This is a genomic window from Pueribacillus sp. YX66 (assembly GCF_041725775.1).
Lineage (GTDB): Bacteria > Bacillota > Bacilli > Bacillales > UBA6769 > Pueribacillus.
Genome location: NZ_JBEUEL010000003.1, coordinates 113639 through 129156, shown reverse-complemented (window position 1 = coordinate 129156; position 15518 = coordinate 113639). Strand labels below are relative to the sequence as shown.

Below are 15518 nucleotides of genomic sequence, written 5' to 3'. Positions count from 1 at the left end.
ATGCATGAATTTCACTCGATTTGTTTATTATACAGACAAATATACAACTCACATTAACATTAAAAATCTAAACGAATGAACACATCATCTTCCATGTCGTAATACTCCGTTAACGAACTAATATAATTATAGATAGACTGTGCACTCAAGTTCGTTTCAACAAAAATGCTCATTACTTCTTCACTTTTCCTCAAAACCTCGTCTGTATAAGATAGAAGTTTTTGAAAAGATTTTTGTTTAGGTAGTTCGAGATATTGCTCAATATCAAAGTCTGCTAGCCAATTTAAATAAGTAATTAATGTATGTTTCCAAGAGTTCACAATAAATTCTTCATCAGCAATTACTAAAACTTTTGGCTTTTTACCTGTGACTGAAAGTAATTCAAAAACAGAATAATATGTATCGCCTATTATTTCTTTTTCCTTACCTTTGTCATATCTATCTTCAGGGATTGGCCATATCTCAATGATTTTTTTATATAGATTTATACCTCTTTGGTGAATTGATTCTTTGTTCCAAGTATTATAACGACATACCTCTCGAGTTAATTTAATATTTGAATCTTGATAATAAGTCACTTTGTCATTAAAAGACTTATTGGACAACTCAGAATTATAATTCGTTAACGTTAAATTTCCTAATACATCTTTATAGAGTTTATGATCATCAATAGCATTATCGCCCAATTCTACCCGCCAACTAGGAGTTAAAGTAGCTGGTAAAATGTGTTCAATCGTCACTTCTTCAAAGTCCACTATTTCTTTATGCGTTTGAATTTCGATTTGACTAAGTATCAATTTAGCTAAACGATGATTACGATTATACATATCATCATTAAGAATACTTTCTTTTAATTTCTCATTTCTTGGAAACAATGCACTACCTGTTCGACTTAACAAATACTCCATAACAGACTCTTCTTCTGTTCGTTTTTCTTTATTTTTATCCGCATCCTTTCCAATTGTACTGAATACTTTATTCAAAGCATTTGTAGGGAAATTGACAATCGACCTTCTGATTAAATAAGAATTAATGATTGTTAAAATATTTATAAATTGTTCCTTATTAATTTCATTTTTATCGTAATATTTATCAAATAGGCGTAATAAGTACGGATACGTCACCGTAGACTTTAACTGAATAATCATCATTAAGTGATTTTGAACAATTTTATTTTTATTATTCGGATTTAATAATTCATTATAGTAACGCGCAAATTTTAGCAGATCTGCTAAAATTACTTCACTAGAAATTTGATTTTTTATCATATAATGTTTGAAATTTTGGTAAACTTTATTTTTATTTGGAATAGCACTTGTTTTCATCGTTAAATAATCTCGAATGAAATCTGATATTTTTGCATTCGTTAACATTTCTTCGATTAATAACCAATAATTTTTATATAAATGTTCTTGCACCATTGGTTTTTCATTCATTAATAAAAAATTGCGAATTAAATCTGATTCTGTTAAAGATAGTCCAGTTGAATTCAAACTTTCAAAAATCACCTGAGGATTTTCTTCTTTTTTTCCCTGTTCAAGTTCAATATAAACAATTCTAATTTTTTGAAGAGCATCAAACAATTGTTCACTAGTAGCTTTTGAATGTTGAATTAAGTAAATTAATCGTTTATAATTCATATGAATTTTCGATGGTTTATCATACTCATTATGAATTAATAATTCTAAAAAGTCTTTTCGGTCATCTTCTACAGATATTAATTTATATTTGTACTCTTCTTCAACGTTTCTATTCTCAAAATATGTTTCTTTGATATCTGCTCGTGTATTTTCATTATCAATTGAATTATAGATTGCTTTTAAAAATAAAAAAGTCGTTGTAATTCTTTGTTGTCCATCTATAATGATATAATCGCTACCCATGCTCGGAAAAGAAGTTTTAACAAATACAATCGTTCCTAAAAAATGTCCTTCGATATCATTATTTAAAGCAATTTTTTCTATATCATTAAAATATTGATTAATCTGCTCCTCTGTCCATTCATATCTTCTTTGATAGACAGGTATTCGAAATACAGATTTAGGAGGGTATAAAAACTCAAGCAACCTTATCGTTCCTGCATCCATTTGTAACACCTCTAATAGTTTTTATAAAAAATTAACACTCGACCCTTTAAACAATTTTCTAAATGTAATATTCCCAATATTTCTAATCGTTCATTGATTTAACACCTTTTAATCTCACGCCTCCCATCTTCAAACTCGATTTCAGTTTCATGCTCATTTATATAAGGAAGTAAATCTTCTTTCTATTGTTCTTCCTCTATATTTCGACCTCAAGATTCATAAAGAGCTGAGCAAAATAATCAGGTTTTCGAATATAAAATAAAGTCCGATTGGAATCTTTCTAAATAAATTTCATCATGACCGAACCGAATTGCTTATTAACGATGCATACTCTCATCCATACGAATTAAATATTTTGCTTAACACTCTTCTATTAGTCCTTCTACTCATTCGGCGATATAATTATTGTTTTTATGATTGATTAATAACTGCAGAGTCATAAACAAAATAGTCTTCCTTTAATTAATAGCATTGTACATTTCCTTAATTGGATATCCTGAAAATTTATTCGTACCACGATGTTTACTAAATTCACTTTTAATTTTTTTCAACATCTAAAAAGTCTTTTACAAATTCTTGAAATTGAGCAGTTACATAAATTGTACGTTTATAAATATTTAACAAACAATGCGTGTATTTATTTGTTTGGATAAAATTCAGAAAACATCTTTACCTCAACAAATATAATAGAGTCGAAATAAAAAAATGTCAAAACCCCTACCGCTTAAGGATTTTGACACTTCATAAAACCAAATAAAACTATTAAATGGAGCCTAGCGGGATCGAACCGCTGACCTCCTGCGTGCAAGGCAGGCGCTCTCCCAGCTGAGCTAAGGCCCCAAGACAAATATTGGATTTCAGACGCCAGATTCAAATCAGTTCTAGCTTGGAACTCCTGACTTCTGGCATGTTGGAGCGGAAGACGGGATTCGAACCCGCGACCCCCACCTTGGCAAGGTGATATTCTACCACTGAACTACTTCCGCACATATACATTCGTAAGCATGAAACATCGATGTATGATGGAGGGGGACGGATTCGAACCGCCGAACCCTAAGGGAGCGGATTTACAGTCCGCCGCGTTTAGCCACTTCGCTACCCCTCCGTTTCCTGAGATCAGAACACAGAAACCAGAGGCCAGATCATTATCATTCCAATCTGACTTCTGGCTTCTGAACTCGGTTTTCCAAAAAAGTATGCCGGCCAGAGGACTTGAACCCCCAACCTACTGATTACAAGTCAGTTGCTCTACCAATTGAGCTAGACCGGCATGATAATAAAACGAAGCTTTTCCACTTAACGTTTACCCCTGCATCTGCTAGCAATTTTCTCAGATGTCAATGCTTCGGGGTTACTCGCAGCTTATTCGGAAGATGTTATGCTCGTTGCTCTACAAATTGAGCTAGACCCGTTCGGTGGAAAATATGGTGACCCGTAGGGGATTCGAACCCCTGTTACCGCCGTGAAAGGGCGGTGTCTTAACCACTTGACCAACGGGCCATTATCTTCCGTCATTTAGAAACTGACGAATATCATTATATAAACAACCTGTACTTTTGTAAAGTGGTTCATTAATTTCTTTATTTTCACACATTTTAGCTTAATACATGTCATGCCGTTCAAACAATGAAGGCTACACGATTTTACAATACTATATAAATCGTTTGCTTAATCATAAAAACGCAGATACACTATAAAGCGAGACTTTGTCCCACAGAATGTGACTTTTAATATTAATATGAGGTGAGCGTATGTCTTCTGAGAGAAAAGAAATTGAACAGAAAATTGCTGAGCTAAAAATGGATTATATTCGTGTTCAAAATGACCTTGAAAAACTAGAATCTGTTGGTCAGCGTACAACAAAAGCTGAAGAACGATTAGAAGCTATTGAAAAAGAGTTAAGTCAATTAAGAAAGCAACTATAATACGGATAAGGAAAACGGTTCATCTGTTCATGAGCCGTATTTTCAATTGATGACAATCTAGATTGGAGTGAGAGGTGTGAAGCAACGAGACTCCCTTACACTTTCAGAATACACCTCGGCTAATAACGCTGCACAATTTTGGCAAGGAGTTAAAGATTGTGTTCCAACATTATTAGGCTACTTAAGTATCGGATTTGCAGCGGGAGTCGTCCAAAAAACCGCTGGCTTAAGCATTTTAGAGATTACACTTATGAGTTTGCTCCTTTATGCGGGCTCTGGTCAATTTATTGCTGCCGGTTTAATTGCCGCTTCCCATCCGATTTCTGCGATTATCGTTACGATCTTTTTTGTGAACTTGAGACATCTCTTGCTAAGTGCTGCCATCTCTCCATATTTTCGTCACTTGTCCCCATGGAAAAATATGATTATCGGAACGCATTTGACCGACGAAACATTTGGAGTTGCCATCAATAAACTTCCAGGCAAAGAACGTGCAAGCTTTTATTGGATGCTCGGTTTAAACATTACAGCCTATTTGAATTGGCTAGTCGCCAATATTGCTGGAGCTTATTTCGGAAAGTGGATCCCAAATCCTGAAGCGTACGGACTTGATTTTGCGTTGCCCGCTATGTTCATCGGATTACTCGTTTTACAAATGCTGAGTAGAAAAGAATATTTTGTCGATATTCTCGTTGGGCTAAGCGCTGTGATGATTGTCGTACTTGTAAGCTTCTTATTTTCAGGTAGTACAAGCATTATCGTCGCTACGATATTAGGCGCAACGATCGGGATGGTGATTGAAAAATGGATATAAACTCGTATATTTTATTCATTATCATCGGTTGTGCGATCGTCACGTTTATTCCGAGAGTTCTTCCGCTGATGCTATTAAGCCGAATTGAATTACCAAAATGGGCAATTAACTGGTTAAAACATATTCCTGTTGCCGTAATGGCTGCTTTGCTTGCACAAGAGTTACTTTTGTCAGACAACGAATTTTCACTCATAGACAATAAACTAGAATTATTTGCATGTATTCCCGCATTTTTAACAGCTATTTTAACACGCAGCTTACTCGGAACAGTCATCGTAGGATTACTATCGATGATGGTCCTGCGCTTTTTATTTTAAATCAAATTAAAAGCAGGCAAAGAAGTTCCTTGCCCGCTTTTTTATATGAACTTTTTAAAACGCACTTCCAGGTGTTGCCTCTGTTTCTTCAAAATGGGTCACGTCTTTATCCTTTTTAAATAGATAAACGACATAAGTTAACGCCAATGCAACAACACCAAATGCTAACAAAATTACGACGTTAAAGAAGATTTGCTCGGTATTTCCTAACATTAATGATGTACGAATTCCTGCAATTGAATATTTAAAAGGTAAAAACGGTGTTAAGCTTCTGAGTCCATCACCTAGCATGATGATGGGTAGATCTCCACCTGTTGTCGGTACTTGCATAAGAACAAAGGCAACGGCAATAAATCTTCCAACATTCCCGGCAACGGAAGCAAGGAATAAAACGATTGCAGAAAATGAGATTGCCGCAACAATTAAGGTGAGCACTAACAATCCAGGATTTGTTGCTCCCATTCGGATAAAAACAAGTGCATAAATTAACAACAATACAGCTTGAATAATAGCCAACAATGATAAGTTCACAAATCGGTCAACAAACCATCTTATCGGTGAAACATCTGCTGGTCTGTTAAAGTTCATAAAGAGCGACAAAATCAAAATCCCGACAAATAAACCGAGAGACATAACAAATGGCGCTGTCGTATCTCTGTAATACTCTGGGCTATTGATTTTTTCAGCCGCAAGCTCTACAGGAGAAGCAAACATTTCAATATTTTCTTCGTTATCTTTTAACGGCGCAATACTCTCTACACCTGCTTTCAATCCTTCAGCAAGTTCCTGACCGCCATCGCGAAGTTGGATGGCTCCATCGTTTAACTGTGTCGAACCATCAGCTAATTGTTTCCAACCTTCGTTTACTTGGGCAGTTCCTTCGGCAATTTGGCCTGCACCAACATTGAGTTTCGTAGATCCAACAGCTAATTGTTTCCAACCTTCGTTTACTTGAACATTACCATCTGCAATTTGAGAGGCTCCATCATCAAGCTGTGCTGCACCGCTTGTGAGCTCATTCCAACCACTTCTCACGCCTGCATTACCGTCAGCGATTTGTTTTGCGCCAGCTTGTAATTCAGTTACTCCTGCAACGACTTTATTTTGCCCCGCAACTAGTTGTGAAAGACCAGCATCTAATTTTTTTAACCCTGGTTGAAATTGAGTAGACAATCCATGATGTAATTTATTGGCACCAGCGTTTAGTTCATTGGCACCAGCTTTTAATTCATTAGCGCCATCCACTAACCTTTGAAAATCTTTCTGCTTATTAGGAGCTTCAGCAAGGTTCTGCTCAAGCTGGTTTAAAATCATTTGATAAACAGGGTTTTCTTTAACTGCTGGTGTTCCTAAAGGTAGTAAATCTTTTAATCCATTATATAGCAGCTCTATGCTTTCTATAGTTTCTCCTACTCCGGCTTGGGCTTCTTCTACACCTGCAGCGAGCTCTACACTTCCTTCAGCTAGTCTAGAACTTCCTTCAGCTAGATCTTTACTTCCCGGAACAACTTCCTTCGACAGACCGTTGTAAAGCTGTGAACTTCCACTTTTAGCATCTTTCAAGCCATCTAAAATCTGCCCTGTTCCGCCTTTTAACGTACTAGTACCTTTATGCAGTTCCTTGGATCCATCAGCTAGTTTTTTAATGTCTCCAGAGTTTCCTTTTAAATTGCTTAATAATAGGTTCGTACCGTCTTTAAGTTCTCTTGAACCCGAAGCTAATCTTGCAATATCACCTGTTTTACTTGTAACGGATTGATTTAATTCATTTGTTCCATCATTGAGCTCTTGTGAACCGGCAGCTAATCTTTCAATATCGGCTGTCTTACTCGTAACGGATTGATTTAATTCTTCTGTCCCTTCCTGAAGCTCAACTGTTCCGTCTGCAAGTTGCTCGGAACCATCAGCAGCTTCTTCAAGTCCTGAGCCGACTTGACCGACAACTTCCGTAGCAAATTGCTGAATAATCGTTTGTTCAAGTTGTTGGCTAATTGTATTCGCAGCCGTATCTGTAATCGTTGCAGCAGTAAAGTTAAGTCCTTCATTTTGAATATATTTCAATTGAAGCTTTTTCGGATCAGGTTCAGTTAGCGTCGTTACATTTTGTGAGAAATCTTCGGGAATGACGATCACCATGTAATAGTCATTATTTTGTAACCCTTCCATCGCTGTCGATGAATCTACAAAATCCCAACCTAACGCTTCACTCTCTTTCAGGCTTTCAACTAATTGATCACCGACATGTAACGGCTCCCCATCAGACATCACACCAACGTCATCGTTCACGACTGCAACTGGCAAGTTATCCATGTGGTCAGTAGGATGCATCTTAGAGGTTAGAAGAATAGCCCCATACAATGCTGGTATAAACAATGCTAAAATAATCGATATAAAAACAGTTTTATTTGCGGATAATTTTGAAAATTGACTTTTAATAAAGTCAGCCATTGAAGTTACACCTCCATAAATAAAGCTTCACACTTTTCAGTCATCAAACATGACCATACGACTCTGCCTTTATCGGTTGTTTGAAATCTTTGAATATTTAATAACCTCCTTTCAACTCCATTATACTGTAAGCGCTTTCTTTTTTGTTTTCTTTTTTTAAAAATGCTTTATTTATTTGTATTAGCGCATTGATAAACTGATGATGATATTTTCATGTTTTTTGGTAAAAAGCACACATACCATCACTCGTACAGCATGCGTGCCTCATTCATAATTTTTTATTCAATCATCACTTGTTTCTTTCTGAAAAGGACTAATGCCCCTCCAGCCAAAGCTAAGATCGAACCAAGTAAGAGGATCACAGGAGTATTCGTAGCTGTTTTAGGCAGTTCTCCACCTTTTTCGTTTTCATCACTTGTTTTCTTCTTAGTATCGTCTGATCCGTTGTCACTACCATCTATGTTAGTAGTTCCATCGTTATCATCACCATCATTGTCACTTCCCGGTCCTTCATCGTCATTACCATTTCCAGTGTCTTCACTGTCGTTGTCAGCGCCCGGACCTTCACCGTCATTGTTATTACCTAGGTCTTCATCGTCGTTGCCATCGCTTGGCCCTTCACCGTTATTGTTATCACCCGGTTCTTCACCTGGATCTTCATCATTACCTGGGTCACTATCACCTCGATCTTCACCAGCAATTTCAATTGAATTTAAAACGAGATTTTGACCATCAATTGGCGTACATGTTACATCAACAGATGTTAAACCACCTAGTACAGTAACGTTCGTAATAATTTCTCCAGCTGAAATTTCAACATTACCAGATTCATCGGCAGTTAAATCTACATTAATTCCGTCTGCTTCCGGAACTCTAAATTCAACGGTTTCATCTTCATCAACAATATTAATTGGACCAAAGGCTAAAGGCTCTGACGCTACATTCACTACATCGGATCCTGAGCCAGTTTCTGTAGCATTATTAAGTTTTAAATTAAATTGTGACACTTCCCCCTGAAGTGGGTTTGCTGCAGTTCTTAATATGTCGGTTACTTCCATGCTAATAGTTGTATAAGAGTTTTGAATTGAAAATTCAGCATCTGGTTCTACAGACTCGGGTACCGTTGAACTAATTTCCACATCCATATTGATATTAACATCAATTAGACCTGCGGCACTTCCAGTACAGCGATACTCCAATGTTTTAGTTTCCTCAGCTGCACTCACTTGTCCAGCCTGACCCGAGTAAAGTGCTATAAGTGGAACTGCCAAAGCTGTTATCCCAGTTTTTTTCAAAAATTGCTTCATTTTTCTTTAGCCCTCCTTGAAAGATTCATAGACTTGGTTTAGAAGCGATACGACCTTAGTATGTAACCCTATCCTCCCCCCTCACGCTGTTTGAAGCAGATTGTTCAGACAGATAAAAACGATTTAGCGCGTAAAAATATTTATATAGATCCTGTACTTCAGCTATAAATCAAAAGCATGTGCTGAATTAAGGATTGCGCTTGTAGAAAGCCCTTTCAACTGATCATGTATAAAGTAAAGATATGAATATAGGGATTTTTTAAAATTTAATATATGAAGGTATTTATGATCCTTTTAACCGTCATTATCTTGTTTGATAATTTCCCATAAATTGTAGTATTTTGTCCTTTGTTGTAATTTATATATTATTCTGCAATATTTTATGATTTCTGTCAATATTGTTTAGTTTGTTTTTTCTGAAAACATGCAAGATTTTATTTCATTGCTTTTATAGTGCCATTTCACGCCATATCATTTTTTTGTGTAATTTTTTGGAATATTTTGCGCATATTTCCTCTTATTTGCTTCACGTAAAAATCAACAAAACCATTTTTTCAGTATAGTGTATGTATATTTTTTACATAAAATCAACCTCCCAATGGTTTGGGAGGTTGATTAGCTTTCAATGTTCTTCTCCGATAACACCGTCAGCAATATTCACGGCGTGATCCCCGATCCGTTCGAGATTGCTGACGATGTCAACATACACGATGCCGGCAGTTCCTGTACATTGATTCGCATTTAGTCGAATAATATGTTTTCTGCGGAGTTCGCGTTCCATCTCATCAATTTGGCGTTCTTTCACAATCACAGCTTTTGCTTCTTCTAAATCATCGGTTTCTAATGCTGCTATTGATTGCTTCAAAGTTGAGAGCGTAAGATTGAACATTTCATCTAAATCTTTCAACGCTTCATCAGAGAATTTTACCTTATTGTTAATTTGACTATCAACGAGTTCCATAATATTTTCCATATGATCTCCGATCCGTTCAAGATTTATAACCGTATCTAATAACATGTGGTGTGTTTTTAAGTCTTGGTCTGTCAAAGAATGGTAAGAGATCTTCACTAAGTATTCAGTAATTTTTTTATCCAAGTTGTTTAACGCATCTTCAATTTGCGGAATAATCTCGCGGTGCTTTTTTCCTTGTGTTTTAAAATAATTGCCTACTTCTTCAATTCCTTGCATAGCTAATTTTGCCATCCTTAGCACTTCTTTTTTCCCTTGCCCGAGTGCAACGGAAGGAGATTGACGAATAAATTGTTCACCTAAATGAACAGCTTTATTTTCAATCATCCGATCTTCGCCTGGAACTAATTTCGTTACAATCCAAGCGAGTGCTGCAATAAACGGAAATTGAATAATCGTATTTGCAACATTAAATGTACCGTGAGCAAACGCAATTGTCATACGGGGATTTAAATCAAGGCTCGCTTGTAAAAATTCAATAAAATGCGTAAACGGAACAAATAAAATTAATACAATGATCGTCCCAATAACGTTAAAAATAACGTGCACAAGTGCTGCCCTACGTGCCGCAACCGAAGCACCAATTGAAGCTAAAATAGCTGTAATCGTCGTTCCGATATTGTCCCCAAACAACACTGGTAATGCAGCATGCAAACTGATTGCACCTTGGTCAAAAAGAGTCTGCAACAAACCAATTGCTGCCGATGAACTTTGGACAATCATCGTAAAAATAATACCAATCAGTACGCCTAGCAAGGGATTGTCTGACATTGAAAGCGTTAAATCAGTAAACGCAGGTGCATCGCGAAGTGGCTTCATCCCATCGCCCATTAATGTTAAGCCAAAGAAGAGTGAACCAAATCCGAAAAAGACTTGACCTAAGTTGTTAATTTTATGATTTTTAAAGAAAAAAATTAAAAAAGCTCCAAGCGCTATAATCGGTAATGCGTATTCGGAGATGTTAATACCGATAATAAACGCTGTCACTGTTGTCCCGATGTTCGCGCCCATGATGACACCTATCGCTTGACGTAATGTCATAAACCCTGCTGTAACTAATCCAATCGTTAACACTGTTGTCCCTGAGCTCGACTGAATTAAAATCGTAACAACAATTCCGGTAAGAACACCCATAAGCGGTTTCGTCGTAAACCGATCAAGCAAATCTCGCAGTCCATCTCCTGCAACTTTTTGTAGACCATCCCCCATTGATTTAATACCGAATAGAAAAATACCTAGACCACCAAAAAAAGAAAACAGCAATGTTTGTAAATCCATTTCTTCAGCTCACTTCTCATTGATTCAACATATTTCAACATTCTTTTCTTAGCTTTCCACTAACATGTTAAATAATAAACAAATGAAAGTAAACCATTTAATTGTTACCAAAATGTATTCTCTATTATTGTAACTCGTCTTTTTTTAAAAAGATATTAAAAAACAATTCCAACTTTTATCACTTCTGTATCGCATCCATACTTTTGTCGAATTACCGATGTTCATCCGACTTTTATAGGGATATCTATTGAATGAATACTACTTTAAAATGATTAAAAGCGAGAGATGAAAGGAGTGGGGGACAATGGTAGAAAACAACCCAACAGATTTGGTGCTCATAAGCGGTTTAATCAATATTCATAAATGGGGTAAAAATTTTTTACATACGATTACTAATCTTTGGGGTTCTAATAATGTATACATTATTTATACAAATTCCGAAACAAAGGTAAAACAAAATTATTTTAATGGAAAAATTGTGTATTCCATCGGAGCAAATAACTACCGTTCTGGAGCAGACTCTGTGGAAAAGCAAGCATTAGAAGTTGAAAAGAAAGTTCGTATTTTGCAGGAAAAACATCATTTAGGGGAGCATTTTCACATTATTGCTCACAGTATGGGTGGACTTGTCGCAAGACAATATATTTTCAATAATCCAAATACAGTCACAAATCTCGTAACACTAGGAACACCTAATTACGGATCGCCTCTAGCTGTCTTTTATAAATGGCTCAGTTTTTTAATCGGAGCTAGAAAAGCCTTTGAAAATTTAACGCCTGGATGGACAAAAGAGTTTAATACACGCTGTCCGATTCATCGTGCTCCACTTTGGAACAACGGAAAGATTTACACCATCCGAGGATATACAACGCGTAACCCTTTAAATAATTTTGGTGTTATCGGTGAGGTGTTATTTGCTTGGCTTACCTTACGGCTCATCTACAAAACGAAAAGTGATGGCCTCGTACCCGAAAATTCCGTCTTAGCTGAAGGGGCTGTACATTTAGCAGACTTCCCAACGTACAACCATTTAGACTTAGTCCGCCAATCATCAGTCGCGGAAAAGGCTTCATCTGTGCTATTAGATTTAAAATCACATTGAATGAAAAAAGATGTATTGTGAATGGAACAGTCTACCAATACATCTTTTTCGATAAAGTTTATTTAATTGTCAATTCTTGCCCTTTAATTACCGTTAAAAAGTTCGTTAAAATCCTTGCCGTTAATCCCCATATGACGTATTTATCGTAGAAATAAAAGTATTCAGGTACTTGACCAGTACGCCATTTATAATATTTCCCTCTTGGGATTAAATGGTAAGGAAACGAATCATCCGGTTTTACTTGTAAATGAACAGGATGTTGCTTTGGTTTGTAGTTAAGCAAGTAATCCAACGGAACAGTAAACACTTCTTCCACTTCAAAATCATCTGGGCAAATTGCCTCAGGCTGAAGGATTACTCCTACGTACGGATAAATGATCGCATGAAATGGTGTGACGTAAAGATCAAGCGGAGCAACCATTTTAATGTGTTGCTTTTCTAAGCCTAGCTCTTCACATGTTTCCCGAATCGCTGTTTCCGCCTCATTTTTATCTTGCCTTTCAACTCCACCGCCAGGAAAGCAAATTTCGCCTGGTTGTGTTCGTAGTCGTTTCCCACGCACCTGAAATAAAACATGAGTTTGCCCGTCTTTTTCTAGAAGTGGCAACAATACCGAAGCAATTCTCATCTGCTCATGACCTAATAAATTAGCACGTCGATTTTTGAATATGCCTTCAATTGATGCCAAATCAATACTCAAATCAGACGACCCCTTTTCTCATTTTATTACAGTTTAACCGCTCCGTAAGGCCCATCCTGTCAACGAGCATATCGAGGACTTATATTAAGTGTATACTCAAATTAAAAGATGGAATAAATCTTCATCATTATTAATTTCGATATACCGAAAGCCTTTTGTTTTTAGTCTTGAGATGAGCGGTTCGTAATCTTCCCGACATTTCAATTCGATTCCGACGAGTGCCGGACCTTCTTCACGGTTATTTTTCTTCGTATATTCAAATCGTGTAATGTCATCGTGTGGTCCGAGCACTTCTTCGATAAACTCACGCAATGCACCCGCCCGTTGTGGAAAGTTAACGATAAAGTAATGTTTTAATCCTTCGTAAATCAGCGACTTCTCTTTAATTTCTTGCATTCTGCCAATGTCATTATTACCGCCACTTAAAATACAGACGACATTTTTACCTTTAATTTCATCAGCATAAAAATCGAGCGCTGCAATCGAAAGTGCCCCAGCTGGTTCAGCAACGATCGCATTTTCGTTATATAAATCAAGGATGGTCGTACAAATTTTCCCTTCTGGAACGATAACGACGTCATCGAGTAAGTCTTTACAAATATTAAATGTTATCTTGCCAACTTTTTTCACGGCGGCCCCATCAACGAATTTATCAATTTTTTCAAGGTTGACGACTTTTCCTTGTCGGAACGATTCTTTCATTGTAGGCGCACCGCTCGGTTCAACACCAATGATTTTCGTTTCAGGGCTAATGCTTTTTATATAAGTAGCGACACCTGCAGCAAGACCTCCGCCACCGATACTTAAAAACACATAATCTGGTGGTTCTTCTATCTCGTTCATTACTTCCATCCCGATCGTTCCTTGTCCGACAATCGTTTTACAATCGTCAAATGGATGAATAAATGTCATTTTATGCTCATTACAATAATTGTTCGCTTTTTGAAACGAATCATCAAACGTATCCCCTGTTAAAATCACTTCAATATATTCCCCGCCAAATCGTTTCACTTGCGTAACTTTTTGCCTTGGAGTAGTCGTCGGCATAAAAACCTTTCCGTTAATCTGTAATTCTTTACACGAATATGCCACACCTTGAGCATGGTTTCCAGCACTTGCACAGACAACTCCTCTTTCCATTTCATCAGGTGACAAGCTCTGAATTGCGTTGTATGCTCCTCTCAGTTTAAACGAGCGTACTTTCTGCAAGTCCTCTCGTTTCAAATAAACGTTGCTCGCATATTTATCAGACAGAACATCATTAAGTTGAAGTGGTGTTTTACTAATGACATCTTTTAACTTTTGATTAGCGATAATGATTTCTTCGATATTCACTTTGTTACTCACTGTGGTCCCTTCTTCTGTCTTCATAACATGGTCCCTCTCTCTTTCCCAAAACAAATTTATCCTATTATTATCCCTTTATTTTAACATATATAAGTTTATTATGTGAAAAAAAGCTGACATGTTCATTATAAACGAGAACGATGTCAGCATGTTGTTCGTTAGTCCGTTACGTTCAAAATAATTTTACCTATATTCGCATTTGATTCCATATATTCATGTGCTTTTGAAACGTCTTTCCAATCGTAAATGCTGTCAATCACTGGTTGTAGCCGTCCATTTTTAAACCGCTCCAACGCAAATTTAGTGAATGCCTTCGTCAACTCAACCTTTTTTTCAAATGGCTGTGTCCGTAACGCTGTTCCGATAATTTGAAGGCGATTTTTTAAAATAAAACCTAAGTTTACATTATTTACGTGTATCCCGCCCATCGTTCCGATCACGATGAGCCTGCCATCGATTGCTAATGATTGCAAATTATCTTCGAAATATGGTGCTCCAACAAAATCGAGAACAATATTGACCCCATTATGATTCGTCTTTTCTTTTATCCACGGTAAAAATGAGCCTTCATTATAATTCCAACCGTCCGAAGCACCAAGTTCGATAGCACGAGCAATTTTTTCATTTGAACCAGCTGTTGCATAGGCTGTTGCCCCCGCTTCACGAATCAGTTGGATTGCTGCTGTTCCAACACCGCTCGCACCAGCATGTACGAGAACATTATAGTCTCGTTTTAGATTTCCGAGCATAAATAAATTCAAATATGCAGTTAAAAAAACCTCTGGAATCGCCGCTGCTTGCTCAAAACTTAAATTGTCTGGAATAGGAATAAGCATCTCTTCTGGTACGACTGTATATTGGGCATAACCACCTCCAGGCAAAAGCGCGCAGACTTTGTCACCTTTTTTCGCCTTCGTCACGTGATCCCCTATTTCTACGACTTCACCAGCCATTTCAAGTCCAAGAATGTTCGAAGCTCCTTTTGGTGGCGGATAAAATCCTCTACGTTGTAATAAATCCGCTCGGTTCAGCGCTGTCGCCCGAACACGAACAAGCACTTCATTCGCATTGATACTCGGTTTTTCCACTTTTTCAATCGATAGCATGTCTGGACCACCTGGTTCTTTAATGACGACTGCTTTCACAACGGTCACTCCTTACTTCATTTAAATTTAGGCGATTAAAACAATAATTCCATGCTTTGACTAAGAAGTTTCCCTATA

General features: G+C 36.9%; 11 protein-coding genes and 5 tRNA genes. 4 read left to right on the top strand and 12 right to left on the bottom strand.

The genetic code is table 11. The features are described from left to right. Positions 1–59 precede the first annotated feature (59 nt). The 6 genes from ABU914_RS02665 to ABU914_RS02640 all read right to left on the bottom strand — a co-directional run bounded on the left by ABU914_RS02665 (position 60) and on the right by ABU914_RS02640 (position 3587). Positions 60–2087: a DUF262 domain-containing protein gene (locus tag ABU914_RS02665; protein ID WP_379668208.1), complete on the bottom strand. Its 2028-nt coding sequence runs from the start codon at positions 2085–2087 to the stop codon at positions 60–62. A gap of 767 nt (positions 2088–2854) precedes the next feature. Next, a tRNA-Ala gene (locus tag ABU914_RS02660) sits at positions 2855–2927 on the bottom strand. 71 nt (positions 2928–2998) lie between these two features. Further along, positions 2999–3073: transfer RNA gene (locus ABU914_RS02655), tRNA-Gly, on the bottom strand. Positions 3074–3110: 37 nt separating this feature from the next. Continuing rightward, positions 3111–3192, bottom strand: a tRNA-Tyr gene (locus ABU914_RS02650). Between the two features lie 92 nt (positions 3193–3284). After that, positions 3285–3357: transfer RNA gene (locus ABU914_RS02645), tRNA-Thr, on the bottom strand. A gap of 155 nt (positions 3358–3512) precedes the next feature. Beyond that, a tRNA-Glu gene (locus tag ABU914_RS02640) sits at positions 3513–3587 on the bottom strand. Between the two features lie 251 nt (positions 3588–3838). Here ABU914_RS02640 and ABU914_RS02635 point away from each other — a divergent pair. The 3 genes from ABU914_RS02635 (at position 3839) to ABU914_RS02625 (ending at position 5143) form a co-directional block, all read left to right on the top strand. Beyond that, positions 3839–4012, top strand: coding sequence for an SE1832 family protein (locus tag ABU914_RS02635; protein WP_379668207.1), 174 nt, complete (start codon positions 3839–3841; stop codon positions 4010–4012). Positions 4013–4088: 76 nt separating this feature from the next. Further along, positions 4089–4826 carry an AzlC family ABC transporter permease gene (locus ABU914_RS02630; protein ID WP_379668206.1) on the top strand — a complete coding sequence of 246 codons (738 nt, stop codon included), beginning with the start codon at positions 4089–4091 and terminating at the stop codon, positions 4824–4826. Beyond that, positions 4817–5143, top strand: a complete 327-nt coding sequence (locus ABU914_RS02625; protein ID WP_379668205.1) for an AzlD domain-containing protein — start codon at positions 4817–4819, stop codon at positions 5141–5143. Before ABU914_RS02630 ends, ABU914_RS02625 begins: the two co-directional genes overlap by 10 nt. A gap of 54 nt (positions 5144–5197) precedes the next feature. Here the strand turns inward: ABU914_RS02625 and ABU914_RS02620 are convergent, their stop codons facing one another. The 3 genes from ABU914_RS02620 to ABU914_RS02610 all read right to left on the bottom strand — a co-directional run bounded on the left by ABU914_RS02620 (position 5198) and on the right by ABU914_RS02610 (position 11146). After that, positions 5198–7591, bottom strand: a complete 2394-nt coding sequence (locus ABU914_RS02620; protein ID WP_379668204.1) for a YhgE/Pip family protein — start codon at positions 7589–7591, stop codon at positions 5198–5200. Positions 7592–7869: 278 nt separating this feature from the next. Continuing rightward, complete coding sequence (locus ABU914_RS02615) at positions 7870–8898, bottom strand: LPXTG cell wall anchor domain-containing protein (protein ID WP_379668203.1); 1029 nt, start codon at positions 8896–8898, stop codon at positions 7870–7872. Positions 8899–9520: 622 nt separating this feature from the next. Continuing rightward, positions 9521–11146, bottom strand: a complete 1626-nt coding sequence (locus ABU914_RS02610; protein WP_379668202.1) for a Na/Pi cotransporter family protein — start codon at positions 11144–11146, stop codon at positions 9521–9523. A 304-nt stretch (positions 11147–11450) separates the two neighbouring features. Between ABU914_RS02610 and ABU914_RS02605 the strand changes: the two genes are divergently transcribed. Then, on the top strand, positions 11451–12248 hold the full coding sequence (locus ABU914_RS02605) for an alpha/beta fold hydrolase (RefSeq protein ID WP_379668201.1): 798 nt from the start codon (positions 11451–11453) through the stop codon (positions 12246–12248). 58 nt (positions 12249–12306) lie between these two features. Here ABU914_RS02605 and ABU914_RS02600 read toward each other — a convergent pair whose 3' ends face one another. From ABU914_RS02600 to ABU914_RS02590, 3 genes are all read right to left on the bottom strand, one after another. Next, the gene (locus tag ABU914_RS02600; protein WP_379668200.1) at positions 12307–12948 is read right to left on the bottom strand and encodes an NUDIX hydrolase; all 642 of its coding nucleotides are present in this window, start codon (positions 12946–12948) and stop codon (positions 12307–12309) included. Positions 12949–13044: 96 nt separating this feature from the next. Next, positions 13045–14319 (bottom strand): threonine ammonia-lyase IlvA, encoded by a 1275-nt coding sequence (ilvA, locus tag ABU914_RS02595; RefSeq protein ID WP_379668199.1) that lies wholly within the window; start codon positions 14317–14319, stop codon positions 13045–13047. 134 nt (positions 14320–14453) lie between these two features. Continuing rightward, positions 14454–15440 (bottom strand): NAD(P)H-quinone oxidoreductase, encoded by a 987-nt coding sequence (locus tag ABU914_RS02590; RefSeq protein WP_379668198.1) that lies wholly within the window; start codon positions 15438–15440, stop codon positions 14454–14456. Positions 15441–15518: the final 78 nt, after the last annotated feature.

Coding starts and splice junctions, on each gene's coding strand:
- ABU914_RS02665 (WP_379668208.1), bottom strand. CDS start 2,087: ATGGATGCAGGAACGATAAGGTTGCTTGAGTTTTTATACCCTCCTAAA.
- ABU914_RS02635 (WP_379668207.1), top strand. CDS start 3,839: ATGTCTTCTGAGAGAAAAGAAATTGAACAGAAAATTGCTGAGCTAAAA.
- ABU914_RS02625 (WP_379668205.1), top strand. CDS start 4,817: ATGGATATAAACTCGTATATTTTATTCATTATCATCGGTTGTGCGATC.
- ABU914_RS02620 (WP_379668204.1), bottom strand. CDS start 7,591: ATGGCTGACTTTATTAAAAGTCAATTTTCAAAATTATCCGCAAATAAA.
- ABU914_RS02615 (WP_379668203.1), bottom strand. CDS start 8,898: ATGAAGCAATTTTTGAAAAAAACTGGGATAACAGCTTTGGCAGTTCCA.
- ABU914_RS02610 (WP_379668202.1), bottom strand. CDS start 11,146: ATGGATTTACAAACATTGCTGTTTTCTTTTTTTGGTGGTCTAGGTATT.
- ABU914_RS02605 (WP_379668201.1), top strand. CDS start 11,451: ATGGTAGAAAACAACCCAACAGATTTGGTGCTCATAAGCGGTTTAATC.
- ilvA (WP_379668199.1), bottom strand. CDS start 14,319: ATGAAGACAGAAGAAGGGACCACAGTGAGTAACAAAGTGAATATCGAA.